The following is a 24,079-nucleotide window of genomic DNA, read 5'->3' as shown; positions in this document are numbered from 1 at the left end:
ACTGATCCGACGCCATCGCGAGCAAGCTCGCTCCCACAGGGGGCACATCGTGATTGACCGGCAAAGCGCAGCACTTTCCAGTATCCACCAAGGAATTCACTTCATGCCCTGGACACCTCCCGTTCACGTCTTGCTGTCGCCGATCATCGGTGACGACGATGCGCGGATCGAGCAGCTCCCCCTCAAACCGCTGTACTACGCCGCGCAAAAAGACGCCCTGGCCCGCGCCGGCGATGATGAAGACGATCAGTTCTTCGAACTGGCCAAACTGGCCACCGGGTTGTCGGTCAAGGAACTCGACCAGCTCAAGCGCCCGGACTACGTGAGCATTGCCCAGTACGTGCACGACATGTCGACGCGCCCGGCGTCGCACTTTCTGGATGAGCCACAGGGCGATCCCGACCAGGTGCAACTGCTGCAACCGCTCGACGTCGCGGGTCGCAGCCTGACGTCGCTGACCCTGGAGATGCCGGTGCTGCGTGCGACCAAGGCGATGAAAAAACTGAAGACGGCCAAGGAGCGCGCCGAGTTCATCACCGCCCACTGCACCGGCCTGATGATTCCCGATCTGGACCTACTGACCGTGCCCGACTGGACGCAACTGCAGGTGCGCATCGACGATTTTTTAAACAAACCGGCGGACTTCTTTCGGAGCGCGACATCGAAGTGATCCTCGATGTGGTGCCGCTCATTTACTCGGTAAGTGAGGCGGAAATCCTGGAGTGGGACGCCGGCAAGGCCTTGCGCCGCTACGACATTGCGATCACTCGCCTTGGCGTGAAACAGGAGTAGAGCGGGATGGCGGACGATAGATATTCGCTCAAATACGCAGCCTTCAATGAGAGTGGGTTGGCGTTCGGTAATACCAGCCCTACGAACGGTGTGTCAGCACAAGGCACGTTCGCCAGGGATCAGCTGTCGGGCCTCGACCTGGCGCTGGAGAAACTTGGGCTCAAGCTCGGGTTGCTGACCACGGCGATCGAGTCGCTGACCGTGAAGCTATCGGCGCAACGATTGTTTTCCCAAACGATGGGCGCTGGCGCCAAGGGTGAGTCGGCCAATGAGCCAAAGGGTAAGTCGGGTGGCGGTATCGAACCACCGGCGCTGCTCAAACCGGCGATAGCGATGGATGCGGCCATGGCCGATCTGAAGCAGGCCGGCCACTTCACGCCTCGCCAGATTGCAGAAATGGCGGAGCCAACCCAGCGTATCGCCAGTGCGCCGTTGGTGGCGGCCGGCGGGACCACGGCGGTTGAGGTGGTGAGGATGCAAAGCCTGGCGGCCAGGGCAGGAGTCGGCAGCGATCTGCCCAATGCCTCGGACCGGCAATTGGCGCTGTTGCGTTTCGCCAGTGATGCGGGTGTCACAGCATCGACGTTCAAAATGCCAGCCATGGAAGCCGCCGAGATGCTGCTTGGCTGGCGCACCTCCATGAAGCTCAGCGCAGAGAAAGCGTTTGATCTGGCGGATGCAACCAACCACCTGAGCAAGATTCCCGGTGGTGCGAAAGCGAATGAGATCGGCACAGTGTTGCAGCGTGACGGTGCGGCCGCGACCTCGGCGGGCCTGCAGCCTACCCAAGCTGCGGCGCTGACGGCGGCACTTCTCAATACCGGCGCGCAACAAGCTGAAGCGGGTGTGGCGCTCGATCACTTCACGACTGCTCTAGGCAAGGGCGATCATGCCTCCGCGACCGAGCAAGCGGCTTGGAAGCAACTGGGACTTGATCCCAAAGAGGTGGCGAGCGGCTTGCGTGACAAGGACGCCGCGCCGGGGACAGTGATGTCGGTGCTGGCGGCCTTGAACGCGCAGCCGGCCGAAAAACGCTCGTCCCTGGCCTCTTCGTTGTTTGGCTCTGGGGATGCCGCGGTGTTGCGCATGTCGCAGAAACTCGACGATGTGAACGCCGCGTTCTGGCAGGTCAAAGACCCAGGCCAATACGCCACTTCACAATTGGACAACAACGGTTCGGTGCGGCAGGACGCGTTGGCGCTGTCGAACACCCGGCAGGGCCAACTGAACGTCCTCAACGCCCGCAGCGAGCGTTTGTCGCTGGCCACGGGCAATGCCCTGATGCCCTCGGCGGATACCTCGTTCCAGTGGTTGGGGTCGCTGGCCGATGGCATGAGTGAGTTGGCGGAGTCCTCACCTAAAGCCGCTGCGGCCATTGTGTTGATTGGCGCGGCGATCAAACCGCTGGTGGGCGCGCTGCTCAAGGCTGTAGGGGATGAGATGTCCAATCAGGTGGCCAAGCGGGTGTTGGGCAAGGTCGCTCCGCACCTTCCCGGCCGATTGGGGGAAGTGATCTCTGAAGATTTCAGAAATCCTCGCGGGGACAAGCTGGATACACGCAATGCCAACCAGCGTCCCGAATCCACGAGCAGGACGAAAATACGCGTCAGTACACGAGGCTCACTGGGAGGCGCAGGGCGTTTTTCACCCGGGCCAACGGCCTCATTACGCTCGATGACCCGCAGGGCGCCCGGCCCATTAAAAGTAGTCGGTGCCGTCGCTGATGTGGCCGAGGGTGTACTGACCGGCGACAAACGAATGATGAGTGCAGGCCTGGGAGCTGCAGGTGGCGGCTGGGCAGGCGCTGCTGCGGGGTCTGCGGCCGGTGCCGCTTTGGGGAGCGTCGTTCCGGTGATCGGCACTGCCATTGGTGGTCTGGTTGGCGGACTGCTGGGCGGCTGGTTGGGGAGCGATGCGGGCGCGTCCTTGGGTGAGAAGCTCGTCGCCCCCGCCGACAGACTCGCCGCTCCAGACCAGGTCAGCAAAGACCTGGCTAGCACCCAGACAACCACGCAACAAAACACCATGACCGCAAACATCTACATCAACGGCCAGGACCAGGCCAGCGCGAGTCAGTTGGCCAACCTGGTCGTGCAGCAGCTCTCGGGCCAATTCGGCTTGACGACCATGCCCAACTCACTCGCCATGCGCAGTGACGCGGCCCTGACCGACGGAGGTACGTGATGCGTCAGCAAATGGCACTCGGCAGTTTCATTTTCGGTTTGTCGAGAAACTTTGCGTACCACAGCCTGGTACGCACCTCGGACGGTGGCTGGAAGAGCATCGACATCCTCACCAGCAAACCCAAGTCCAGCCAGGTCGGCCAAGGCCTGCAAGGGCTGACGATCACCGGCAAGTCGATGTACGCCAACGCCATGGATCGCCTCGATGAGTTGCGCGCCTTGCAGGCGCAGCGAGTTCCCGTGCCGCTGGTCGATGGCATCGGTCGCAATTGGGGTCTGTGGCAGATCAGCAAGGTGACGGAAACCCAGACCGAGATCATTGATGACGGCACGGCGATGGTGGTCGGCTGGGTGGTTGAATTGACGGAGTTCGCCAATGCGTAGGGTTCGAAGTATCGCCGGTGATTCGGTGAATCTGTTGCTGTACCGCGAGCTTGAGCGCGGTGACGACATCGTCGAAGAGGCGCTCTGGCGGCTCAATCCGGGGTTGGCTGAATGGGGGCCTGTATTGCCGGCGGGCGTATGGGTGGTCTTGCCGGAAGTGGACCTCAAGCCCGTGGCAACCCCACCGGTTTCGGCCTGGGATTAAGGAGGCTACATGTCATTGGGTTTCACGCCTGCGGTGGAAATTTATGGTGCGAACGCCGCACTGCTCAACGCACGATTGCTCAATTGGACACACGTCGACGCGGCAGGAATCGAGTCGGATCAATTGACCCTCACCATCAGCCTGGACGGGCTGGAAGGGTTGCCCAGCCTGGGCGGGAAAATCGGTCTACGGGTCGGCTACCTGGAGTCGGGTCTGGTGGACAAGGGCGAGTTCGTCATCACCCGGCGCACGCCGACGCTGTTCCCGTTGCGCCTGACCTTGGTGGCCATGGCCGCGCCGTTCAGTGCGGCGGACCAGACCGGGTTCAAGCAGCGCCGATCCGTCAGCCATGGACCGACGACCCTGGGGGCGCTGTTTCGTCAACTGGCGTCCAGGCACGGTTTTTCTCCCCGGGTGGCGCCAGACCTGGCGCTGATCAAGATCGAGCACATCGACCAGTCCAACGAAACCGACATGGGGTTCCTGACGCGCCTGGCCCATCGTTATGACGCCGTCGCCAAGCCGATCAACGAGCTGTATGTGCTGGCTCGGCGCGGCCAGGCGAAGTCGTTGTCGGGCAAGGTCCTGCCCGAGATAAAACTGTCGGTGACGACCAACAATCGTCCTGGCGACCAGGCTTTTACTTCGGCCAAGCTGGATGAAACCGCCCGGGCGAAATACCAAGGCTGCAAGACCCATTGGTGGGACGCGACGGCCGGCAAGTTGCAGGTCGAAGAGAGCGGCCTCGCGCCGTTCAAAACCCTGCGCCAGCGTTTCCAGGGCGCAGATGACGCCCGCGCTGCCGGTGAAGGCGAGGTGCGCAGGATGATGCGCGAAGCCCTCAAGGTGGCGATTGAGTGCCCTGGCAACCCGGGATTGTCTGCCGAGGGCATCGTACTGCTGGACGCCACCTGGCCGGATTTCATGCGCGGTCGCTGGTCGATCGACAAGGTCACCGCCAGTGGCGACCGGGAAAAAAGCTATCGCTGCTTGATCAATGCGACCTGTCTGGATGCCAAGGCCTGATCCCACAGTCTTGTTCAGCGTTGCACATACCCCGCGCCCAACCGGGTCCCCCTGTGGGAGCGAGCTTGCTCGCGATAGCGCCCAGACATTCAACATTTGCACTGACTGACACGCCGCCATCGCGAGCAAGCCCGCTCCCACAGGTCGCCCTCGACTGCACCGTCTCTACAACTGGAGTCCCCCATGAAGATCACACCGATCCTCACGCAGTTGCGTGAGCACTGTCCGACGCTTGCCCATCGCGTGGCCGCAGGCTTTGACCTCGCCACGCTGCAAGCCGAGACCCCGCTGCAGACCCCCTGCGCCTATGTCCTGCCCACCGCCGACATTGCCAGCAAGAACGCAGCTCAAAACGTCACGCTGCAAGCGGTGCGTGATCGCTTCGATGCCGTGCTGGTGCTCGATGCCACCGATGCGACAAAAGCGCTGGATTTGTTGCACGACCTGCGGGCCGAACTGTGGCGGGCGCTGGTGGGGTTCAAGCCGGGCGCTGAGTACACCGGCGTCGAGTACGACGGCAGCGAACTGGTTTCCATCAACAGCCGCCGCGTGGTGTACCGGCTGCGCTTTTTCGCCGAGTTCCAGCTGGGCCGCAATCTGGCGAGCCAGCCTGCCGAAAGCTGGCACGAGCGTGAACTGGACGGCTTGTCGTCCTTTACCGGGGCCACCGTGCGGGTCGATGCCATCGACCCGGCGGACCCCAACCTGAAACGTCCCGGCCCCGACGGGCGCGTGGAACTGACTTTCTCTGGAGACGTAACCCCATGAGCAAACGCATCACCGTGCTGCCGGCCCCGGGCCGTGCCGTACCGGACCCGGAAGCGGGCGATCTGTTGCCCCTCGAAGGCCGTGAAGTGCCAGACAACGCCTGGTGGCGTCGACGTCTGGCCGATGGCGATATCACCACCAAAGCCGTGAAAGCGGCAAAACCACAGGGAGCCAAATAATGGCGATCGGATTCAGCAACATTCCCGCGGACATTCGTGTGCCGCTGTTCTACGCCGAAATGGACAACTCGGCCGCCAATAGCGCGTCATCGGCCATGCGCCGGTTGATCGTCGCCCAGGTCAACGACAACGTCGCCCCGGCGGAAGTTGGCAAACTGGTGCTGGTGTCCAGCGTCGCGCTGGCCAAGAACATCGGCGGGCAGGGCTCGATGCTTGCCTCGATGTACGAGACCTGGCGCAAGACCGATCCGCTCGGTGAAATCTGGTGCCTGCCGCTGCACAACGTCGAAGGCGCTATCGCCAAGGGCGTGCTGACCTTCACCGGTACCGCGACTGAAAGCGGTGTGCTCAACCTGTACGTCGGCGGTGTGCGCGTCCAGGCCGCCATCGTCAACGGTGCCACGGCGGCCCAGGCCGCCGCCGCGCTGGCCTTGAAAATCAACGCCGCCGCCGATCTGCCGGTGACCGCTGCGGCCGCCGAGGGCGTCGTGACCCTCAGTGCCAAATGGACCGGCGACAGCGGCAATGACATCAGCCTTCAATTCAATCGCCTGGGCAAGAGCAATGGCGAAAATACCCCTGCCGGCCTGACCACCGCCATCAACGCGATGACCGGTGGCGCCGGTGTGCCAGACCAGACCGCTGCCGTCGCGGCCCTGGGCGACGAACCTTTCGAATTCATCGCCATGCCTTGGTCCGATGTAGCGAGCCTCAACACCTGGCAAGCCGTCATGGACGACAACACCGGCCGCTGGTCCTGGGCCAAGCAGTTGTTCGGCCATGTCTACAGCGCCAAGCGCGGCACCATCGGCACCCTGGTCGCCGCCGGTCAGGCCCGCAACGACCAGCACATGACGCTCCAGGCGCTGGAGCTGGGCGTACCGCAACCGTTCTGGGTCCAGGCCGCTGCCTTGGCGGCGCGCACGGCGGTGTTCATCTCCGCCGACGCCAGCCGTCCGACCCAAAGCGGCAGCCTGCCAGGCCTGGACCCGGCACCCGCCAGCGAACGTTTCACCCTCACCGAGCGTCAGTCGCTGCTCAACTACGGCATCGCCACGGCGTATTACGAAGGTGGCTACGTACGCATCCAGCGTTCCATCACCACCTATCAGAAGAACGCTTTCGGCCAGGCGGACAATTCCTACCTGGACAGCGAAACCATGCACCAGTCGGCGTTCATCGTCCGCCGCCTGCAAAGCGTGATCACCAGCAAATATGGTCGCCACAAGCTGGCCTCCGACGGCACCCGTTTTGGCGCCGGCCAGCCCATCGTGACCCCGAGCACCATTCGCGGCGAGCTGATCGCTCAATACGCCAAGCTCGAGCTGGAAGGCCACGTGGAAAACGCCGAGCTGTTCGCCGAGCACCTGGTTGTCGAGCGTGACAGCCAGGACCCGAGCCGGGTCAATGTGCTGTTCCCACCGGATTACATCAACGGCCTGCGGGTGTTCGCGCTGCTCAACCAGTTCCGCCTGCAGTACGACGACGTCGCCTGACGGTAGCACTCAGTCGCATGCATCAGCCCACCTTGCGTGGGCTTTTTATTTGAAGGGAGAAACACCATGGGTCAACTGATTGCGGGCACCTGCTACGTCAAAGTGGACGGCGCTCAACTAACCATCAACGGTGGCTGCGAAGCGCCACTGATGTTCACCAAACGCGAAACCGTCGTACCGGGTTTCTACAAGGAAACCGACATCGCGCCGTCCTTCAAGGTGACGGCGCTGCACACCGCGGACTTCCCGCTCAAGCAACTGGTTGCGGGCACCGACATGACCGTCACCTGCGAATTCAACAACGGCAAGGTCTACGTGCTGGCCGGCGCCTACCTGGTGGAAGAGCCGGTGTCCAAGGGTGACGACGCCACCATCGAGCTGAAATTCGAAGGCATCAAGGGGACTTGGCAATGAGCGATGTCGTGACATTGCGCGTGGCCATCGAGGCCCATGGCGAGCCGTTGAACGAACTGACCCTGCGCCGGCCGACGGTGCAGGAAGTCCGCGCGATCAAGGCGCTGCCGTACAAGATCGACAAGAGCGAGGAGGTGAGCCTGGACATGGATGTCGCGGCCAAATACATCGCGGTGTGCGCGGGCATCCCGCCGTCGTCGGTCAACCAGTTGGACCTGGCTGACCTCAATGCCCTGAGCTGGGCCGTCGCGAGTTTTTTCATGAGTGCGGCGTCGCAGCCATCGGCGACCTGATCGCCGCCGCCTATGACCTGGCCTGGTTCTGGAAGGTTGACCCCGAACAGATGATGGCCAGGCCACTGGATGTGCTCCGCGAATCCCTGGAGCACGCGCAACGGATCAATGCGATGCAGCAGGTGCAGTGATGGCAGACACACAAACGGTAGAGAAAAAAGCGGTGCTGCTGACCGGCATCGATGAGCTGTCACCCAAGCTCGCCGGCCTTCGTGCGAAGGTCGCGAGTTTCAAGCAGAACCTCGACGCCACGGGCCTGGGCAGCCTGGACATTTCCGGTCTGCTACCCAGCGGTGGCCTGGCCCAACCGTTTACGGACGGGCTCAAGTCGGCGCTGGCCTTCAAGGACGAAGCGGGCGCAGCGAGCGCGGTGGCCAGCGCCGTCCAGGTACCTGAAGCGCCTCGTGTAGCGGCACAGAACCTGGATGGATTGAAGACTTCCATCAGCAACGTGTCGGTGCAGTTCGGCTCGGCCTTGGGGCCTGCGGTCAACGCAGTGGCGGTCAGTTTGCAGCCCATGGTCAGCGGCGTGGCCCAGGTACTGCAGGACAACCCGCAACTGGTACAGGGCCTGGCGAATGGCGTCGTGGCGTTCAGCGCGATCCAGACGGCGGTCAGCGGTGCGAGCCAGGCGCTTGAAGTGGTCAACCTGGCCTTGAAGATGAACCCCATCAGCTTGATTGCCATGGGCATCGCCTTGGCGGCAGGGATGATCATCGCCCACTGGACACCGATTTCGGCGTTCTTTGCCGGGCTCTGGCAGCGGCTTGCGCCGATCGTCCTGCCGATGGTCGAGTTCTTCAAGACAATGTTCGCCTTTACCCCGATGGGGCTGGTGATCAGCAACTGGGGTCCGATCAGCAGCTTTTTTGGTGCGCTCTGGAATGTGATCGTGGCGGCGGCAACGCCGGTTATTGGCTTCATGCAAACGCTGTTCGCCTGGTCACCCTTAGGCTTGATAGTTGCCAATTGGGCACCGCTGACCGGGTTATTCGCGGCGATCTGGGACCTGCTCAAGGCCTTGACCGTGCCGGTGATGGATGCCCTGAAAGGCTTGTTCGACTGGACGCCGTTGGGGCTGATCCTGGCCAACTGGGGAACGATCGGAGAAGTCTTCGCCGGGATCTGGGAGGGCGTGCGCAACCAGGTGGCGATCATGCTGGCGGTGTTCAGAGGCCTGTTCGACTGGTCGCCCATCGAGGGCCTCACCCAACAGTGGGGGCCGGTGGGCGAGTGGTTCAGCCAGTGGTGGGACAAGCTGCAGGGCGTGATTGCACCGATCAGGGCGTTCTTCAATGGCGGCTTCGGTGAACTCATCACCACGTTCACTGGCAAGGTCGAAGGACTGACCGAAGCGCAGCGCGCCACCAATGCCGAAGGCAAGGGTGAGCTGGCGCCGGCGTTTTTTGGCGGGGCCAGCGAGCAGCCTCCAGGCCTGTCGTCCAGCCTGGCGCCAGCGTCCGCCAACGGGCCAGCGAAAACCTCGCTGGCGGCGGGTACGTTGCCACAGACCTCCAGCGTCTTGGTGCAACAAAGCGCCGCGAACAATCGTACGCAACTTGAAGGCGGCCTGACCGTGCGCTTCGAAAATGCGCCGGCCGGGTTGCGCGCCGACCCACCACAGACCAATCAACCGGCCCTGGCGGTGAGTTCGCGCATCGGCTATCGCTCACTGTCCACAGGAGGCTCCAATGAGCTGGCGTGATCGTTTGTTGCCGGCGTCGTTTCGTGGCGTCGGGTTCTGGGTCGACCAGGCGAAAACCCCGGTCGGCCACAAAGGCCAGTTGCATGAATATCCGCAGCGTGACCAACCGTTTTTCGAGGGGCTCGGTCAGCAGGCGAAGATTCATGAGTTGACCGCGTTCATCGTCGGCCCCGATTGCCTGGAGCAGCGCGACAAGCTGCTCAAGGCCTTGGAGCAGGGCAGCGGTGCGCTGGTGCATCCATGGCTGGGGCGCATGCAGGTCAAGGTTGGCGAATGCGACATGACTCAGACCCGTCAGGACGGTGGGCTGGTGACGTTCGCCCTGAAGTTCTACCCCGACCAGCCATTGCAATTCCCATCGGCCACGATCAACAGCCAGAAACTGCTGCTGGTCTCGGCCGACAGCTTCCTCGGTTCGGCGGTGCGGCGCTTCGAAGACGCCATGACCTTGATCAAGGCCGCACGGATCGGTATCGCGGACCTGCGCAACAGCCTCAAGGATGTTTACGCAGTGATCGAGCAGGAGCTCAAGCCGTTGATCGAGACCTATCGGCAACTCAGCGATCTGGTCAAGGCAGTGAAAGCGTTGCCCAAGGAAGTGGCGGCCGAGTTCAAGGGATTGCTGGGCGACATCCGCGAGCTGAAGGACTTTGCCCGTGACGGCTATCGCGGCGTGATTGCCAGCGTGTCGCAACAGGTGGAGGCCATTCGCAAGGCCGACGCGCCCAAGCTCACCACCGGCAAGGACACCACGGCGGCGGCCCAGGCTGTGGCCGATCTGGTCCAGGACACGCTGCTGGTGCAGGCCGCACAATGGATTGCGGCGATGCCGGTGGCGGCGCCTGTGGTCAAGTTGGACGCCACGCCGTCGGTGGCGCAACAGGCCGTGCAACCGGTCCAGCGCCGAGACGTGCCGGTGGCCGACGATGTGCTGGCGCTGCGCGATGCCCTTAACGATGCGATCTGGCAGGCCTCCCTCAAGGCTGATCCGGAGCACTATCAGGCGATGAACAACCTGCGCCAGCAAATGGCCGCGCACCTGACGGCGGTGGCGTCGTCGGGTGTCAGGCTGATCAACCTGTCGTTCAAGCAAAGCCTGCCAGCGCTGGTGGTGGCGTATCAGCAATTTGCCGATGCCACCCGGGTGACTGAAGTGACCCAGCGTAATGGCGTCGCCCATCCTGGTTTCCTGCCGCCCAATGACCTGAAAGTCTCCGGGGAGTAAGCCATGAACGAGCTCGACAACGCTGTCTCGCTTACCGTCGGCGGGCTGGATTACGGTGGCTGGAAAAGTGTGGAAATCAGTGCGGACCTGGAGCGCCAGTTCCGTACCTTCAAACTCGACGTCACCTGGCAATGGCCGGGGCAGACCCAAGCGGTGCCGATCCGTCCGGGCGATGAATGCCAGGTACGCATTGGTGCCGACCTGGTGCTCAGCGGTTATGTGTTCAAGGCACCGGTCAGCTACGACGGTCGGCAGATCAGCCTGAGCATTGAAGGCGGTTCCAAGACCCAGGACTTGGTGGACTGCGCGGCGATCAACCGCCCGACTCAATGGCGTGGGCAAACGGTGTTGAGCATCGTCCAGGCCCTGGCGTCGCAATACGGCGTGGGGGTCGTCAGTGAAATCCCTGAAACCGCGCGGTTGAGCGAGCACAGCATCGTACCGGGGGAAACGGTCTTTCAATCCATCGACCGTTTGCTGACGTTGTTCCGGGTATTCTCCACCGATGACGCGCAAGGTCGCGTGCTGCTGGCCAAACCCGGCAGCGGCGGACGGGCCAGTGATGTGCTGGAGCTGGGCAAGAACATTCTGTCGGGCAACGCACCGATGGACTATAGCCAGGTGTTCTCCGAATACCGGGTCATCGGTCAGCACAAGGGCAGTGATCAGCAGAGTGGGGCGGCGGTGAGCGAAGTCTCTGGCACCGCCACCGACTTGAGCTTCAAGCGCAAGCGGGTGACGGTGATCAGCGAGAGCGCGCAGTTGACCTTCGAGCTGGCCCAGCAACGGGCCGACTGGGAAAGCGCCATCCGCTCCGGCAAGGCCCTGACCACCACTTACCGCGTGCAGGGCTGGCGCCAAGCCAATGGCGACCTGTGGCGGCACAACACTTTGGTACGGGTGATCGACCCGGTGCTGGGGTTCGACGCTGACATGCTGATTTCCAAAGTCACGTACTCCCTATCGGCACAAGGCTCCGTCACCACCCTGCAAGTCGCGCCGCCGCATACCTTCGACGCCAACCCGGTGCCGCCCAAACCCTGAGCCTGGCGCCGATGCCTGCCCACCACAGCCCCCTTGTGGGAGCGAGCCTGCTCGCGATGGCGGCAGCGCCGCCAATAGAGACGTTGATCCGAACACCGCGTTCAAGTCCCCGATTCTCAAGGAAACCTCAATGAGCCTACTGACCCGCCTCCTGGCGCGCGGCACTGTCGTGCTCGCCAATTCGGCCACCAAGCTGCAGTCGCTGCAAATGCGCCTCACCGCCGGCGAAGTGAACGACGACATGGAGCACTTCGAACCCTACGGCTTCACCAGCAACCCGCTGGCCGGTGCCGAGGGCATTGCCACGTTCCTGGGAGGCGACCGCTCCCATGCCGTGGTCCTGGTGGTTGCCGATCGCCGCTTCCGTCTCCAGGCCCTGGCCCCCGGCGAAGTGGCGCTCTACACCGACGAAGGCGACAAGCTCCACTTCAAGCGCGGTCGTGTCATCGACATCGAGACTGCAACCCTGAACATCCGCGCCAGTAGCGCGGTGAACATCGACAGCCCGGTCATCAACCACACCGGCAAGATCGTCTCCCAAGGCGACCAGATCGCCGGCGGCATCAGCCAGATCAAACATGTGCATGGCGGCGTACAGGCCGGCAGCGGCCAGACCGGTGCGCCGGCGGGAGGTCAATGATGTTCATCAGCCAGAACCTGCACGCCGCGCTGACCCGCTCGGTGCTGATCAGCCTGTTCACCTGGCGCCGCGCCGCTGACGACGATGCCGTCGATGATGACGAACGTTTCGGCTGGTGGGGCGACACCTTTCCCACCGTGGCCGACGACCGCATCGGCTCGCGGCTGTGGCTGTTGCGCCGGGTCAAGCTGACCCGCCAGACCCAGCTCGACGCCGAATTCTATGCACGCGAAGCCTTGCAATGGCTGATCGATGACGGCCATTGCAAGGCCATCGACATCATCAGCGAACGCCTCGACGCCCAGCGCCTGAACCTGCGCACGGTCCTGACTCTGGCCGATGGCGAGCGCCTGGACATCAACCCCGATAACAGTTGGCAGGTGACCTATGCCGTTTGAAACCCCTTCGCTGCCGGTGCTGATCAAGCGCGCCCAAAGCGACCTGGCCAGCGATTCGCTGCGCCAGTCCGATGCCCAAGTGCTGGCCCGCACCCTCGGTGGCGCCGCCTATGGCTTGTATGGCTACCTGGACTGGATCGCCGAGCAGATCCTGCCGGACAAGGCCGATGAGTCCACCCTGGAACGCATCGCCGCCCTGCGCCTGAACCAGGCGCGCAAAGCGGCCCAGGTGGCCAGCGGCAGCGTCAGTTTCACCGCCACCGCCGGCGCGGTACTGGATGTCGACACGCTGTTGCAATCCACCGATGGCCGCACCTACAAAGTGACCAGCGCCCGCACCACCAGCAATGGCCTGAACACCGCCTCCATCGCCGCGTTGGACGCCGGCAGCCTGGGCAACGCCGACGCCGGCCTGGTGCTGACGCCCGTCCAACCGATCCTCGGCATTGGTAGCAGCTTCACGGTGGTGGCGCCGGGGCTGACTGGCGGCGTTGCTCGGGAAAGCCTTGAATCCCTGCGGGCCAGGGTGATCCGTTCCTATCGCGTCATTCCCCACGGTGGTTCGGCACAGGACTATGAAACCTGGGCTCTGGAGTACCCTGGCATTACCCGCGCGTGGTGTCGTGGCAGCTACCTGGGACCGGGCACCGTCGGTCTTTTCGTGATGCGGGACGACGATCCGCAACCGATCCCCAACGCCGAGCAATTGGAAGAGGTGCGGACCTACATCGAGCCCTTGCGTCCGGTGACCGCCGAGCTGCACGTACTGGCGCCGACGCAGGTGCCGGTGACCTACCGGCTGCGCATCACCCCGGACACCAGCGCCGTGCGCGCGGCGATCGAGGCGCAACTGCGCGACCTGCACAACCGCGAAGCCGGCCTCGGTGAAACCCTGCTGCTGACCCACATCGCCGAAGCCATCAGCAGCGCCACTGGCGAAACCGACCACAAACTCACTGCGCCGAGCGCCGATGTGGTGGCGGCCAGTAATCAGTTGCTGACGTTCGGAGGCTGCGTATGGCAGGCATAAGAACTGCTGAACAGTACCAGGCCCAACTGCGCAGCCTGCTGCCCAGCGGTCCGGCGTGGGACCCGGAGCGCGTGCCGGAACTGGAGGAAGTGCTGGAAGGCATCGCCCAGGAGCTGGCCCGCCTCGACGCCCGTGCCGCCGACTTGCTCAACGAGATGGACCCGGCGGGCGTAAGTGAGTTGGTGCCGGACTGGGAGCGGGTGATGAACCTGCCTGATCCGTGCCTGGGCGCCACGCCGTTGTATGACGATCGTCGCTTGGCGGTGCGCCGACGGTTGTTGGCGGTGGGCAGCCAGGCCATTGCCTATTACGTGGAAATCGCCAAGAGCCAGGGTTACCCCAACGCCACCATCACCGAACTCAAGGCACCGCGCATGGGCCGCGCGCGGTTCGGCGAAGCGCATTTCGGCACCTGGCAGGCGCAGTTCATGTGGACCCTCAATACCGGCGGCCGCCTGCTGTTGGGGCGGCGTTTTGGTGCGAGCTATTGGGGAGAGCGCTTTGGCGTCAATCCGGGCTCGGCGCTGGAATGCCTGATCCACCGTAGCGCACCGGCGCATACCAAGGTTCACATCAATTATGACTAGGGAGTAGACGGATGGATTATCCGAAGAGTGTGCCCAGCGCCGGGTTGGTGAATGGGAAGTTCGTGGATGAAAACCCCTTGACCGGAACGCCCGGGTCGTTGATTCCGGCGGCTTGGGGGAACGGCGTGACGCAGGAAATCGTGAATGTCATCAAGGCGGGGGATCTGACGCCAGATGAAACTCAAAACGATCAACTGCTCGAGGCGATTCAGTCAGTCACTGCCAAGGGCTGGAACCAGGACCTCGCGCTTCCGATCAGCGCCTTACCGCTGCCAACGATTGCAACTGCGGACGCCCGCTTGGCGATAACGCCAATGGCGCTGTCCACCAGTGGCGGCCGTGTCTCGATTCCGGCGGGTGTGTACATCAGCATTGGACAAGAGGTGGTAAGTGGGCGGTTGGGTCGATCCCGTACTTACGTGACGGCGGCCTGGAGCAGCGCCGACTTGTTGCCCAGCGCCAGCTATTTTCTTAGAGCGCAGGTCATAGGCGGCGCGCTGACGTTCTATATGCAGCGTGGAAGCTTGTATGACCTCTCGCCGGAATCCTTGAAGGGGACTGTCAACGGAGCGTCCGGCGGCGGCTTTGCGTCCACACCCCTGGACATGTGCCTGGCCTGGGTGATGACCGGGGCGCCGGGCTCCTTGCCGACGATTCGCACGATCTACAACCGTGCTCAATTGACCTGGTCTCAAACGGTGAATGGCACGGGGGTGGTTTATCTGCCGCTGGATCCGCATGCGCGTGCAGCGCGGCTTGTGGCGGGGAATCCAACGCCCTCTCCGAGTGCCGTGACTTCGCTGGCCTTCGTTCAGGCCGGGTGGGTTGGGGGCAATTACAGCTACCTGTCACCCGCCTTGCAAAGTATCGGCAACCAAGCGGGGGGCTGGAGCAGCCCATATATGTGTGTGCTGTTCTCCAATAACGTTGTCAACGACGTTACGGTTTCTACCGTCACAGCCAGTTTTGATCACTCTCAATCTCGCTCGCTTTGGCAATGCTTTCAGGCGGAGCACACATTGGGTGCCACCACTGCTGATAGCGACGAGCTGTTGCTGAGCATGGGAATCAAGGGGCACCAGGCATTAACCGATTACAGCGTGGGTATTGCCGTCAACTTTACCAATGCGATCAATGTTCACCTGTCCTGGGAGCTGATCCGATGAAAGTCATTCAAGAACTGCACCAGTACGAGGATGGACTTCGCCCGCCTTCACCTTCTTCCGCCCATACCTGGGAGGACGGCGCCTGGGTGCTGACTGAAGAGAATGCTGCCGAGCTGTTACGCCAGGAAGCCGAACGCCTGTGCACCAAGGTCGATGCCGCTGCCGACAGCGCCCGTCGCACGCTGGTCGGTGATCCATTGCGCGCCCTGGAATACCAACAAGCCGCCTTGGAGGCACAGGCTTTCAAGGATCAGGGCTACCCGAAAAAGGCCGTCCCACTGGCCGTTTCGGCGTGGACTGTCAAAGGGCGTACAGCCAGGCAGGCGGCGGATCAGATTCTCGCCAAGGCTGCCGAGTTTGAAGCGAACCTGCTGGCGCTTCGCGAGCTGCGCCTCAAGGCCAAGGTGCAGATTCGCGCGCACATGGCCAAAGGCAAGGTGGATCTTGCGACTCAGGCCGCTGACGACGTGCTCGCGACCCTCCGAGCGCTACCTCTTCACGCTTGAGCTCTGTCTCATAGAGAGAAAATAAAACATGGATTATCCCAAAAGTGTTCCCAGTGTCGGGCTGGTGAACGGTCGGTTCGTGGATGAAAACCCGCTGGCGGGCACTCCCGGGTCGTTGATTCCTGCGGTATGGGGAAACAGTGTCACCCAAGAAATCCTCGGCGTGATTTCCTCGGCCGGCATGACGCCATCCGAGGTGGACAACGGCCAGTTGATCAAGGCACTGCAAACCATTCTCGGGCGTAGCAGTCCGATGCGTTCTGTCGTTACACGGCTCACGGCATCGAAGGCGCTGGTCGCCGATGAGTTGGGTCTGGTGTTGATCGATGCAAGTGCGGGTACAAGCACAGTAACCCTGCCCGCGGCCAATGCGGCGCTCGGTGTTCGCGATGTGATTGTGCGGCGCGTGGATAACAGTGGTAACCGCCTGACAGTGCGGGCTGCTGGTACTGACAGGATCCGGTTTCATACTCACTTGGCAGCCAGTGGTTATCCATTTCTGGTGTTAATGGGTAGTGGTGATTGGTGGCATTTGCGCAGTGATGAAGCCGGAGTTTGGTGGCCGATAGGCCGGTTGGATGCGACGGCACTGGGGCGGGTTTCTTTCGAGAGTACTCGCCAAGTTATTCCGGGTGGGTATGCAGTGCTTAACGGAAACCTATTGGTGCGTAGCGATTGGCCGTGGTTGTGGGATCACGCGCAATTGTCCGGAGCGTTAGTGAGCGAATCCAGCAGGGCGGGGAATGAAGGCGCGTGGACGAGCGGTGATGGGGCGACAACTTTTCGGATCCCCGATATTCGCGGCGAATTCTTGCGCGTGTTGGATGAGGCGCGAGGCGTGGATATTGACCGTTCGGCGGGCAGCAGACAGATGTATGCCCTCGAAAGCCACAACCATTATTTGCCCACTAGCTCGGGTAGTGCCAATCGCCCTGGTCCTGCGATTGCTGATGCGTCTTGGGACGTCACCCGCGATGTCAATGCTGCACCGGCAACAGGGATAGTGGGTACGACTTATCCCAATCCACAGTTCTTTTCCGGTCCAGACATGGTAGGCAATATCGGGAGCTTCGGCACTGAAACCCGCCCCAGGAATATCGCCTATCCCGCCCGAATCAAGCTGATCTGAGGTGACTATGTTTATTTACCTGTTCGACGACACCGGTGTTTTATCTGGTCCAGTAGATCTTGTCGTGACCCCTGGAATGGGCATTCAAGTCCCCAGTAACGGCATTCAACTTTCCTTCGAACTTCCTGCCGCCCAAGAGCATCATTCGTGGATCATGGTGAACGGCGTTCCGCGAGAAATGGTGGACTGGCGCGGTTCGGTTTATCGCAAGGACAACGGCGCTCATCTGAAGTGGACCGAGTTCGGCCAATTACCGGATATATACACAGCCGAACCGTGGCCAGGCAATTACTATGTATGGCGCGATAACACCTGGGTGTTTGACGAGATGCTGCAGCTGGCCGATCTCAAGCGCGAAGCGTTGTCAAAGCGCGATAAATTGCTGCGCGAAGCCCTTCAAAAAGTCGCTCCCTTTCAATACGCCGAAGACATCGGCGACGCCAACGACCAGGAACAACTGGCCCTGATGGAGTGGAAGCTCTACAGCGTCGAGTTGAACCGTATCCAGCACCAAACCGGTTTTCCAACCAATATCAACTGGCCGGTCGTGCCTGAGTCTGTGGCTTAAATCGCCACGGAGCAAACCGCTTAAACCTACTCATTTTTTTGAGCTCTGTTGGGCGAATCAACAGGCGCAGTTTTTCTATTGCCTGTTTTTTGGCCGTTTGAGTGTCAAGGGAGGACAACGTGGATTATCCAAGAAGTGTGCCCAGTGCGGGCTTGGTGAATGGCAGGTTCGTGGATGAGGATCCCTTGGCGGGTACGCCGGGCTCCTTGATTCCCGCCAGTTGGGGTAATGGAGTGACGCAGGAGTTGTTGAGCGTCATTCAAGCCGCAGGACTAACACCGTCGGAACAATTGGATAACCAGTTGTTGACGGCCTTGCGTAGCAGCGGATTATTCACCACTGCTCCCCAGTTCGATAACGATAGATCCGTGGCGACCACAGAGTTTGTGAAGCGCAGCGGTGTTCAATATTCCGGCTTTTCCGTGTATGCAGTCAGTACGGCGTTGACACAAGCCCATGTTGGCGGAGCCGTCAGTTTTGCCAGCGCTACGGCGATCAACGTCACGCTGCCCAGTACAGTGGGAATCATGCATGGGGCGACGCTTACACTGATCAACGTAGGGGCGGTCGTGAATGTATCGACAACCTCGTCTGCCGATACGCTAGGACCTTCGTCCTCAACGCTTGGGTCAATCGATCTGGGCCGTGGTGAAACGGCGGAATTCGTCAAGCTGGACAATCAATGGCGGCTGATAGGCGGCACCGTTCTTCTGAAATATACCTCGTTGTTTTCAGGCCAGTTGGGGAATCCAGGTTACCAAAAGTACGCGAGCGGAAACATCGATCAGTGGGGTTACGGTACAACTGACGCAAATGGGGAAGTGTTCGTTACGTTCCCAATATCATTTCCCAATGCTTTTGTTTCGGTTGTGGCGAACCATGTAGGTGGTGATGGAGCCATGGTGATTATGGTCGGTGGAACTGCCACCCGCCAAGGCGTGCGCCTGAAAGTCCGAGACTATTCTGGGCACGTCGCTGCGGGATGGGGCGTTACCTATTTTGCGAAGGGTTATTGAATGAATGAATTCACTTTGTTGTTCAGTCCAAGCACTTGCGGAGCGTATGTTCCCGGTATCAATGTTTCTGATATTCCCGATGATGTCATCGAAATACCTCGGGCTTACTGGTTGTCGCTGCTTCAGCAACTCGCCATCTCGCCCAAGCGTGTTTCATCCAACCCTGACAACGGTTATCCCGTTCTCATTGACCCAGCCGCTCTGACATCGGCCCAGGCTTCAGAAAATGAATACGTGTGGCGCAACGCCCAGCTCACGGCAACAGACCGCCTCGTTGCAAGGGATCGCGATGAAATGGACGACGGCGGTGGTACGACGCTGGACCAGGCACAGTACACACAGCTCCAGGCTTATCGCCGGGCGCTGAGAGATTGGCCGCAGGATGAGCACTTTCCAGTCACTGAATATCGTCCGGTTGCGCCGTCCTGGCTGGCCGTACACCTTTGATCATGCACTTGCGATGACCTGAATATGGACCTTACGCAACAGCAACTCATTGACATCATGCCCAGCGCCCGCTCCCAAGCGGGCGTTTTTGTTTCAGCCCTTAACATCGCCATGTCCCGCCACCGTATCGCCACGCCTAAGCGCATCGCTGCGTTCCTGGCGCAAATCGGCCATGAGTCGGGGCAGCTACGGTATGTGCGCGAGCTGGGCAGCGAAGCCTATCTAAGCAAATACGACACCGGCGCGTTGGCCGCTCGCCTGGGCAATACGCCGGCGGCGGACGGTGACGGTCAGAAGTATCGCGGCCGAGGTTTGATCCAGATTACCGGTCGGGACAATTATCGTCGCTGTAGTCTTGGCTTGTTCGGTGATGAACGGCTGCTGGCGATGCCTGAGCTTCTTGAGCAGCCGCAATGGGCATCCGAATCCGCCGCTTGGTTCTGGGAGCAGAGCGGCTTGAACGAGCTGGCCGATCGTGATCAGTTCAACACCATCACCCGGCGCATTAATGGCAGTTTGAACGGCCTGGAGGACCGCCTGCAATTGTGGGCGCGGGCGAGGGAGGTGTTATGCCAACCTTCGACCTGATGCCTTTTTCGTCTCGCGCCCTGGGCATTGTTGTGTTGCTCGCGCTGCTGGCCGGCGGTTCGGCAATGCTCGCGTGGCGGTTCCAGGACTGGCGTTACGGACAGCAGTTGGCCCGACTCGCACAGTCCCAGGCCGAAACGCTTAATCAAATGACCCAAGCGGCCGCAACGCAGCAAAAGATCGAGCAAGACAAACGCCTGGCCCTTGAGCAGCAGCTGTCCGCCAGCGAACAAACCCATTACCGAGCCTTGAGCGATGCCCAACGTGACCAGGATCGCCTGCGCGATCGCCTTGCTACTGCCGATGTCCGGCTGTCAGTCCTCCTCGACGCCGACGATGTTGCCGCCGCCGGTTGTGCAGTGCCTGCCGCCACCGGCGCCAGCAGCCTGGATCATGGTGCCCCACGCGCCCGACTTGACCCGGCGCATGCTCAACGAATTATCGCCATCACCGACGCCGGTGATCGCGGATTGATTGCCTTGCAGGCCTGTCAGGCCTATATCAGAGCGCTGGATCGGTAATCCGGCGAGTCTTGCAAGCTTTGGCCGCTCGTGTACGGTAGGCCTCCATCGCGTCGAATCTGGAGAGCACCGTGGACGACATTACCGAACTGGCCGCTGAACTGGGCAGGCGCCTGCAGTTGCTCAATGCCCACGTCACCACGGCTGAGTCCTGCACGGGCGGCGGGATTGCCGAGGCGATTACCCGGATTCCCGGGAGTTCGGCCTGGTTCGAGGCCGGTTTCGTCACCTATTCCAATCGCCAGAAGACCCAGCAGTTGGGCGTACCGGCCGAGTTGTTCGGCACGGTAGGAGCGGTCAGCCGCGAGGTGGTCGAGGCCATGGTGCGAGGCGCCCAGCATAAAAGCCTGGCGCGTTTTGCCGTGGCGGTCAGCGGTGTAGCGGGGCCGGATGGTGGTTCGCCGAACAAGCCGGTGGGCACGGTGTGGCTGGCCTGGGGCGTTGGCGAAGCGGTGATCAGCGAGCAGCGATTCTTTGCAGGCAACCGCGACGAGGTCCGCCGACAAACGGTGAAGGCCGCGCTAGAGGGGCTGCTGCAACATGCCGCTGTAGAAATCTCAAATCAGGGGTAGGCGATCCTCAATCGCTGTGGAATAATACTGGCTACTTATACAGGTGTTGGCCGTCAGGCCTTATTGATTACGTGAGGACTTTAATGGACGACAACAAGAAGAAAGCCTTGGCTGCGGCCTTGGGTCAGATCGAACGTCAATTCGGCAAGGGTGCCGTAATGCGTATGGGCGATCAGGACCGTCAGGCTATTCCTTCCATCTCCACCGGCTCCCTGGGCCTGGACATTGCGCTTGGCATCGGCGGCCTGCCAAAAGGCCGAATCGTTGAAATCTACGGTCCTGAGTCTTCCGGTAAAACCACACTGACCCTGTCCGTGATCGCCCAGGCCCAAAAAGCCGGTGCGACCTGCGCCTTCGTCGACGCCGAACACGCCCTGGACCCGGAATACGCCGGCAAACTGGGTGTCAACGTCGACGACCTGCTGGTTTCCCAGCCGGATACCGGCGAACAGGCCCTGGAAATCACCGACATGCTGGTGCGTTCCAACGCGGTTGACGTGATCATCGTCGACTCCGTGGCGGCACTGGTGCCAAAAGCTGAAATCGAAGGTGAAATGGGCGACATGCACGTGGGCCTCCAGGCTCGCCTGATGTCCCAGGCCCTGCGCAAGATCACCGGTAACATCAAGAACGCCAACTGCCTGGTGATCTTCATCAACCAGATCCGTATGAAGATCGGCGTGATGTTCGGCAGTCCGGAAACCACCACCGGTGGTAACGCGCTGAAGTTCTACGCCTCGGTTCGCCTCGATATCCGCCGTACTGGCGCGGTGAAAGAAGGTGATGAGGTTGTCGGCAGCGAAACCCGCGTCAAGGTCGTGAAGAACAAGGTGGCTTCGCCGTTCCGTCAGGCCGAGTTCCAGATTCTTTACGGCAAGGGCATCTACCTCAATGGCGAGATGATCGACCTGGGTGTGCTGCACGGTTTCGTCGAGAAGTCGGGCGCCTGGTATGCCTACAACGGCACCAAGATCGGTCAGGGCAAGGCCAACTCGGCCAAGTTCCTGGCGGATAACCCGGAAGTCGCCGCTGCCCTTGAGAAGCAACTGCGTGACAAGCTGTTGAGCCCGGTGGCAGACGTCAAGTCCGTGGCTAATCGCGAGACCGCTGACGACCTGGTTGACGCTGACATCTGATCGAATCGATGACCGTCGTACTCGATACCCTCGTCGCGGTGCGACGAACCGCGATGGACCTGCTCGCCAGGCGCGAGCATGGTCGAGTCGAGCTGACGCGTAAGCTGCGTCAGCGCGGCGCTCCCGATGAGTTGATCGACACAGCCCTCGACCGTTTGACCGAAGAGGGCTTGCTGTCGGAGTCCCGTTACCTGGAAAGCTTTGTGTCTTATCGCGCTCGCTCCGGTTATGGTCCTTTGCGAATTCGTGAGGAACTGGGCCAGCGTGGTTTGCAACGCCCGGATATCGAACTTGCCTTGCACGAAAGCGGTATCGATTGGCAGGAGCAACTGACGGACACCTGGCGCCGCAAGTTCTCAGGACATTTACCCATCGATGCGCGGGAACGAGCCAAACAAGGGCGTTTCCTGGCGTATCGAGGTTACTCCATGGAAATGATCAACCGCTTGTTCAGCGGTCGCGGTATGGATGACTAAACAAAAACGGCCTGCTATTTCGATAGCAGGCCGTTTTTTTATGGGCTCAGGTTACCTTGATCGGCTCCCAGGTGAGGGGGTGGGGTTTTTGGGCGGGCTGGGCCCAGTTTTCCGGCAGGTTGATGTAATCCACCAGTTCCCTCAAGCGACCGTGATCCCGGGCGTTGAAGGCAAACGCCAGTCGGGTCAGATGACTGAACTGGGCTTCGTCGTGCTCTTCACCGCTGTAGTCATGCTGATGAAAACAGTCGTTGAGGCACAAATCGGCGAATTCTCCCTGCATCTGCTGCAACGCCTGTTCGTTTAGCTTGTGATTCATGCGGATCACGAACTGATGCTTGAGCCAGCGGCTGGAGTGAAAATTGCGGTAGAACTGGTTGATTTCTTCCACGGCCTCTTCGGCGTTGTACACCAGGCGCATCAGCTTCATGTCGGTGGGCAGGATGTAGCGGTTTTCCTCCAATTGCTCGCGGATAAAGTTCAGGGCTCCTTGCCAGAACTTGCCCCCTGGAACATCCAGCAGGACCACCGGTACCAAAGGGCTCTTGCCTGTCTGTACCAGCGTCAGGACTTCCAGCGCTTCATCAAGCGTGCCGAAACCGCCGGGGCAGAGCACCAGTGCGTCGGCCTCTTTGACGAAAAACAGTTTACGGGTGAAGAAGAAATGGAACGGCAGCAGGTTCGGCGTGCCCTCGACGGTCGGGTTTGCGTGTTGCTCGAAAGGCAGGGTGATGTTGAATCCCAGGCTGTGGTCGCGCCCTGCGCCTTCATGGGCGGCGGCCATGATGCCACCGCCGGCGCCGGTGATGACCATCATGTCCGAGCGGGCCAGCGCCGCCCCCAGCTCTCGGGCCAGGCCATACAGCGGATGTTCGATGGGGGTTCGGGCCGAGCCGAAGACCGTGACCTTGCGCCGGCCCTTGAACTGCTCGAGGGTACGGAAGGCGTGTTCCAGTTCCCTCAGGGCTTGTAGCGTGATCTTGGCATTCCAGCGGTTGTGATCTTCCTGGGCCATGCGCAGCACAGTCAGGATCATGTCTCGGTAAATGGGGAGGTTGGGGCTGTTGGGGGAGACCAGGTTGAGTTGCTCTTCGACCTTGCGGGTGAGGTCGTGGCCATGGTTCTCAAAATGACGACTGAGCAGGTCATTCGGTTTGTAAGGCATTCAGCTTCTCCTTCTTAACAGGACCCCGGCCCGGACGAGAGATTCATCGAGGCCACGACACTCCGTGTGTCGTTGTCAGCCCAAGCATCGGCCTGGAGGGTGACCTGGCTTGACGCGGTCTGCAGCAAGGCGACCAAGCCATCCAGCGGGTTCTGCTTTTCCCTTTGATAAAAAACAATCACACGCCAAGGTGTTGGCCAGGCAGCCTCTTTCTGCCCGATGAAAATACTATGGATACTTTGAATCTAGACCGTCATGCCGATCTTTGCTGTCCTGATCATGGCGCTCAAAAGTGACCGTTGGCAACCGCTGATACATGCCGTGAACGATCGCACCGCTCGTCAGATTGCCGGCCGGGTGCGTGTCGCTCTGATTTACTGATAACAAGCGTGCCAATGCAATTTGACGCCCAGGGTTGGG

Annotated in this window: 29 protein-coding genes; 28 read left to right on the top strand and 1 reads right to left on the bottom strand. The window is 61.1% G+C overall.

The annotated features are described in order from the left end of the window. Nucleotides 1–103: 103 nt before the first annotated feature. From BT116_RS11230 to recX, 28 genes are all read left to right on the top strand, one after another. Nucleotides 104–670, top strand: a complete 567-nt coding sequence (locus BT116_RS11230; protein WP_072343344.1) for a phage tail assembly protein — start codon at nt 104–106, stop codon at nt 668–670. Nucleotides 671–798: 128 nt separating this feature from the next. Continuing rightward, nucleotides 799–2,976 carry a phage tail tape measure protein gene (locus BT116_RS11225; RefSeq protein ID WP_072343341.1) on the top strand — a complete coding sequence of 726 codons (2,178 nt, stop codon included), beginning with the start codon at nt 799–801 and terminating at the stop codon, nt 2,974–2,976. Continuing rightward, entirely contained in the window at nt 2,976–3,359 is a 384-nt protein-coding gene (locus tag BT116_RS11220) for a phage tail protein (RefSeq protein ID WP_072343339.1), read from the top strand. Before BT116_RS11225 ends, BT116_RS11220 begins: the two co-directional genes overlap by 1 nt. Next, on the top strand, nt 3,352–3,564 hold the full coding sequence (locus BT116_RS11215; RefSeq protein ID WP_072343338.1) for a tail protein X: 213 nt from the start codon (nt 3,352–3,354) through the stop codon (nt 3,562–3,564). The genes BT116_RS11220 and BT116_RS11215 overlap by 8 nt, the downstream gene beginning before the upstream one ends. A 9-nt stretch (nt 3,565–3,573) precedes the next feature. Then, nucleotides 3,574–4,590, top strand: a complete 1,017-nt coding sequence (locus tag BT116_RS11210; protein ID WP_072343335.1) for a contractile injection system protein, VgrG/Pvc8 family — start codon at nt 3,574–3,576, stop codon at nt 4,588–4,590. Nucleotides 4,591–4,773: 183 nt separating this feature from the next. Further along, the gene (locus BT116_RS11205; RefSeq protein ID WP_072343333.1) at nt 4,774–5,358 is read left to right on the top strand and encodes a phage tail terminator protein; all 585 of its coding nucleotides are present in this window, start codon (nt 4,774–4,776) and stop codon (nt 5,356–5,358) included. Next, on the top strand, nt 5,355–5,537 hold the full coding sequence (locus BT116_RS11200) for a DUF2635 domain-containing protein (RefSeq protein ID WP_003198311.1): 183 nt from the start codon (nt 5,355–5,357) through the stop codon (nt 5,535–5,537). The genes BT116_RS11205 and BT116_RS11200 overlap by 4 nt, the downstream gene beginning before the upstream one ends. Continuing rightward, nucleotides 5,537–7,033, top strand: a complete 1,497-nt coding sequence (locus tag BT116_RS11195) for a phage tail sheath subtilisin-like domain-containing protein (protein WP_072343330.1) — start codon at nt 5,537–5,539, stop codon at nt 7,031–7,033. The genes BT116_RS11200 and BT116_RS11195 overlap by 1 nt, the downstream gene beginning before the upstream one ends. Nucleotides 7,034–7,099: 66 nt before the next feature. After that, nucleotides 7,100–7,447 (top strand): phage tail tube protein, encoded by a 348-nt coding sequence (locus BT116_RS11190; protein ID WP_003198314.1) that lies wholly within the window; start codon nt 7,100–7,102, stop codon nt 7,445–7,447. Then, on the top strand, nt 7,444–7,740 hold the full coding sequence (locus tag BT116_RS11185; RefSeq protein WP_041020046.1) for a phage tail assembly protein: 297 nt from the start codon (nt 7,444–7,446) through the stop codon (nt 7,738–7,740). Before BT116_RS11190 ends, BT116_RS11185 begins: the two co-directional genes overlap by 4 nt. Nucleotides 7,741–7,870: 130 nt before the next feature. After that, entirely contained in the window at nt 7,871–9,445 is a 1,575-nt protein-coding gene (locus BT116_RS11180) for a phage tail tape measure protein (RefSeq protein WP_072343327.1), read from the top strand. Then, nucleotides 9,432–10,670 (top strand): DNA circularization protein, encoded by a 1,239-nt coding sequence (locus BT116_RS11175; protein WP_072343325.1) that lies wholly within the window; start codon nt 9,432–9,434, stop codon nt 10,668–10,670. The genes BT116_RS11180 and BT116_RS11175 overlap by 14 nt, the downstream gene beginning before the upstream one ends. Before the next feature lie 3 nt (nt 10,671–10,673). Next, nucleotides 10,674–11,714, top strand: a complete 1,041-nt coding sequence (locus BT116_RS11170; protein WP_072343322.1) for a phage baseplate assembly protein — start codon at nt 10,674–10,676, stop codon at nt 11,712–11,714. Nucleotides 11,715–11,844: 130 nt separating this feature from the next. Continuing rightward, nucleotides 11,845–12,354: a phage baseplate assembly protein V gene (locus BT116_RS11165; RefSeq protein ID WP_072343318.1), complete on the top strand. Its 510-nt coding sequence runs from the start codon at nt 11,845–11,847 to the stop codon at nt 12,352–12,354. Continuing rightward, a complete protein-coding gene (locus BT116_RS11160; protein WP_072343316.1) occupies nt 12,354–12,752 on the top strand; it encodes a phage GP46 family protein in 399 nt (132 codons plus the stop codon). Before BT116_RS11165 ends, BT116_RS11160 begins: the two co-directional genes overlap by 1 nt. Continuing rightward, the gene (locus BT116_RS11155) at nt 12,742–13,782 is read left to right on the top strand and encodes a baseplate J/gp47 family protein (RefSeq protein ID WP_072343313.1); all 1,041 of its coding nucleotides are present in this window, start codon (nt 12,742–12,744) and stop codon (nt 13,780–13,782) included. Before BT116_RS11160 ends, BT116_RS11155 begins: the two co-directional genes overlap by 11 nt. After that, complete coding sequence (locus BT116_RS11150; protein WP_072343311.1) at nt 13,770–14,369, top strand: YmfQ family protein; 600 nt, start codon at nt 13,770–13,772, stop codon at nt 14,367–14,369. Before BT116_RS11155 ends, BT116_RS11150 begins: the two co-directional genes overlap by 13 nt. Nucleotides 14,370–14,380: 11 nt before the next feature. Continuing rightward, nucleotides 14,381–15,535: a phage tail protein gene (locus BT116_RS11145; RefSeq protein WP_072343308.1), complete on the top strand. Its 1,155-nt coding sequence runs from the start codon at nt 14,381–14,383 to the stop codon at nt 15,533–15,535. Beyond that, nucleotides 15,532–16,041 carry a phage tail protein gene (locus BT116_RS11140; RefSeq protein ID WP_072343306.1) on the top strand — a complete coding sequence of 170 codons (510 nt, stop codon included), beginning with the start codon at nt 15,532–15,534 and terminating at the stop codon, nt 16,039–16,041. Before BT116_RS11145 ends, BT116_RS11140 begins: the two co-directional genes overlap by 4 nt. A 28-nt stretch (nt 16,042–16,069) precedes the next feature. Further along, nucleotides 16,070–17,170, top strand: a complete 1,101-nt coding sequence (locus BT116_RS11135; RefSeq protein WP_072343304.1) for a phage tail protein — start codon at nt 16,070–16,072, stop codon at nt 17,168–17,170. Nucleotides 17,171–17,177: 7 nt separating this feature from the next. Then, nucleotides 17,178–17,738: a tail fiber assembly protein gene (locus BT116_RS11130; protein ID WP_072343301.1), complete on the top strand. Its 561-nt coding sequence runs from the start codon at nt 17,178–17,180 to the stop codon at nt 17,736–17,738. A gap of 119 nt (nt 17,739–17,857) precedes the next feature. Beyond that, on the top strand, nt 17,858–18,754 hold the full coding sequence (locus BT116_RS11125; RefSeq protein ID WP_072343298.1) for a gp53-like domain-containing protein: 897 nt from the start codon (nt 17,858–17,860) through the stop codon (nt 18,752–18,754). After that, the gene (locus BT116_RS11120) at nt 18,755–19,201 is read left to right on the top strand and encodes a phage tail assembly chaperone (RefSeq protein WP_072343295.1); all 447 of its coding nucleotides are present in this window, start codon (nt 18,755–18,757) and stop codon (nt 19,199–19,201) included. A gap of 24 nt (nt 19,202–19,225) precedes the next feature. Beyond that, nucleotides 19,226–19,789 (top strand): glycoside hydrolase family 19 protein, encoded by a 564-nt coding sequence (locus tag BT116_RS11115; RefSeq protein WP_072343292.1) that lies wholly within the window; start codon nt 19,226–19,228, stop codon nt 19,787–19,789. After that, nucleotides 19,771–20,310, top strand: a complete 540-nt coding sequence (locus BT116_RS11110) for a lysis system i-spanin subunit Rz (protein ID WP_072343290.1) — start codon at nt 19,771–19,773, stop codon at nt 20,308–20,310. Before BT116_RS11115 ends, BT116_RS11110 begins: the two co-directional genes overlap by 19 nt. Before the next feature lie 71 nt (nt 20,311–20,381). After that, the gene (locus tag BT116_RS11105) at nt 20,382–20,882 is read left to right on the top strand and encodes a CinA family protein (RefSeq protein WP_072343288.1); all 501 of its coding nucleotides are present in this window, start codon (nt 20,382–20,384) and stop codon (nt 20,880–20,882) included. 83 nt (nt 20,883–20,965) lie between these two features. Continuing rightward, a complete protein-coding gene (gene recA / locus BT116_RS11100) occupies nt 20,966–22,018 on the top strand; it encodes a recombinase RecA (RefSeq protein ID WP_072343286.1) in 1,053 nt (350 codons plus the stop codon). An 8-nt stretch (nt 22,019–22,026) separates the two neighbouring features. Continuing rightward, nucleotides 22,027–22,494, top strand: coding sequence for a recombination regulator RecX (recX, locus tag BT116_RS11095; protein ID WP_072343284.1), 468 nt, complete (start codon nt 22,027–22,029; stop codon nt 22,492–22,494). A 46-nt stretch (nt 22,495–22,540) separates the two neighbouring features. On the opposite strand, the gene BT116_RS11090 is transcribed toward recX, so the two are convergent. Continuing rightward, nucleotides 22,541–23,659 (bottom strand): LOG family protein, encoded by a 1,119-nt coding sequence (locus BT116_RS11090; RefSeq protein WP_072343282.1) that lies wholly within the window; start codon nt 23,657–23,659, stop codon nt 22,541–22,543. Nucleotides 23,660–24,079: the final 420 nt, after the last annotated feature.

The sequence above is a fragment of the Pseudomonas sp. NFACC16-2 genome (assembly GCF_900119205.1).
Classification (GTDB): domain Bacteria; phylum Pseudomonadota; class Gammaproteobacteria; order Pseudomonadales; family Pseudomonadaceae; genus Aquipseudomonas; species Aquipseudomonas fluorescens_Q.
Note: the sequence above shows the minus strand (reverse complement) of the source record. Positions and strands in the feature narration are given on the sequence as shown.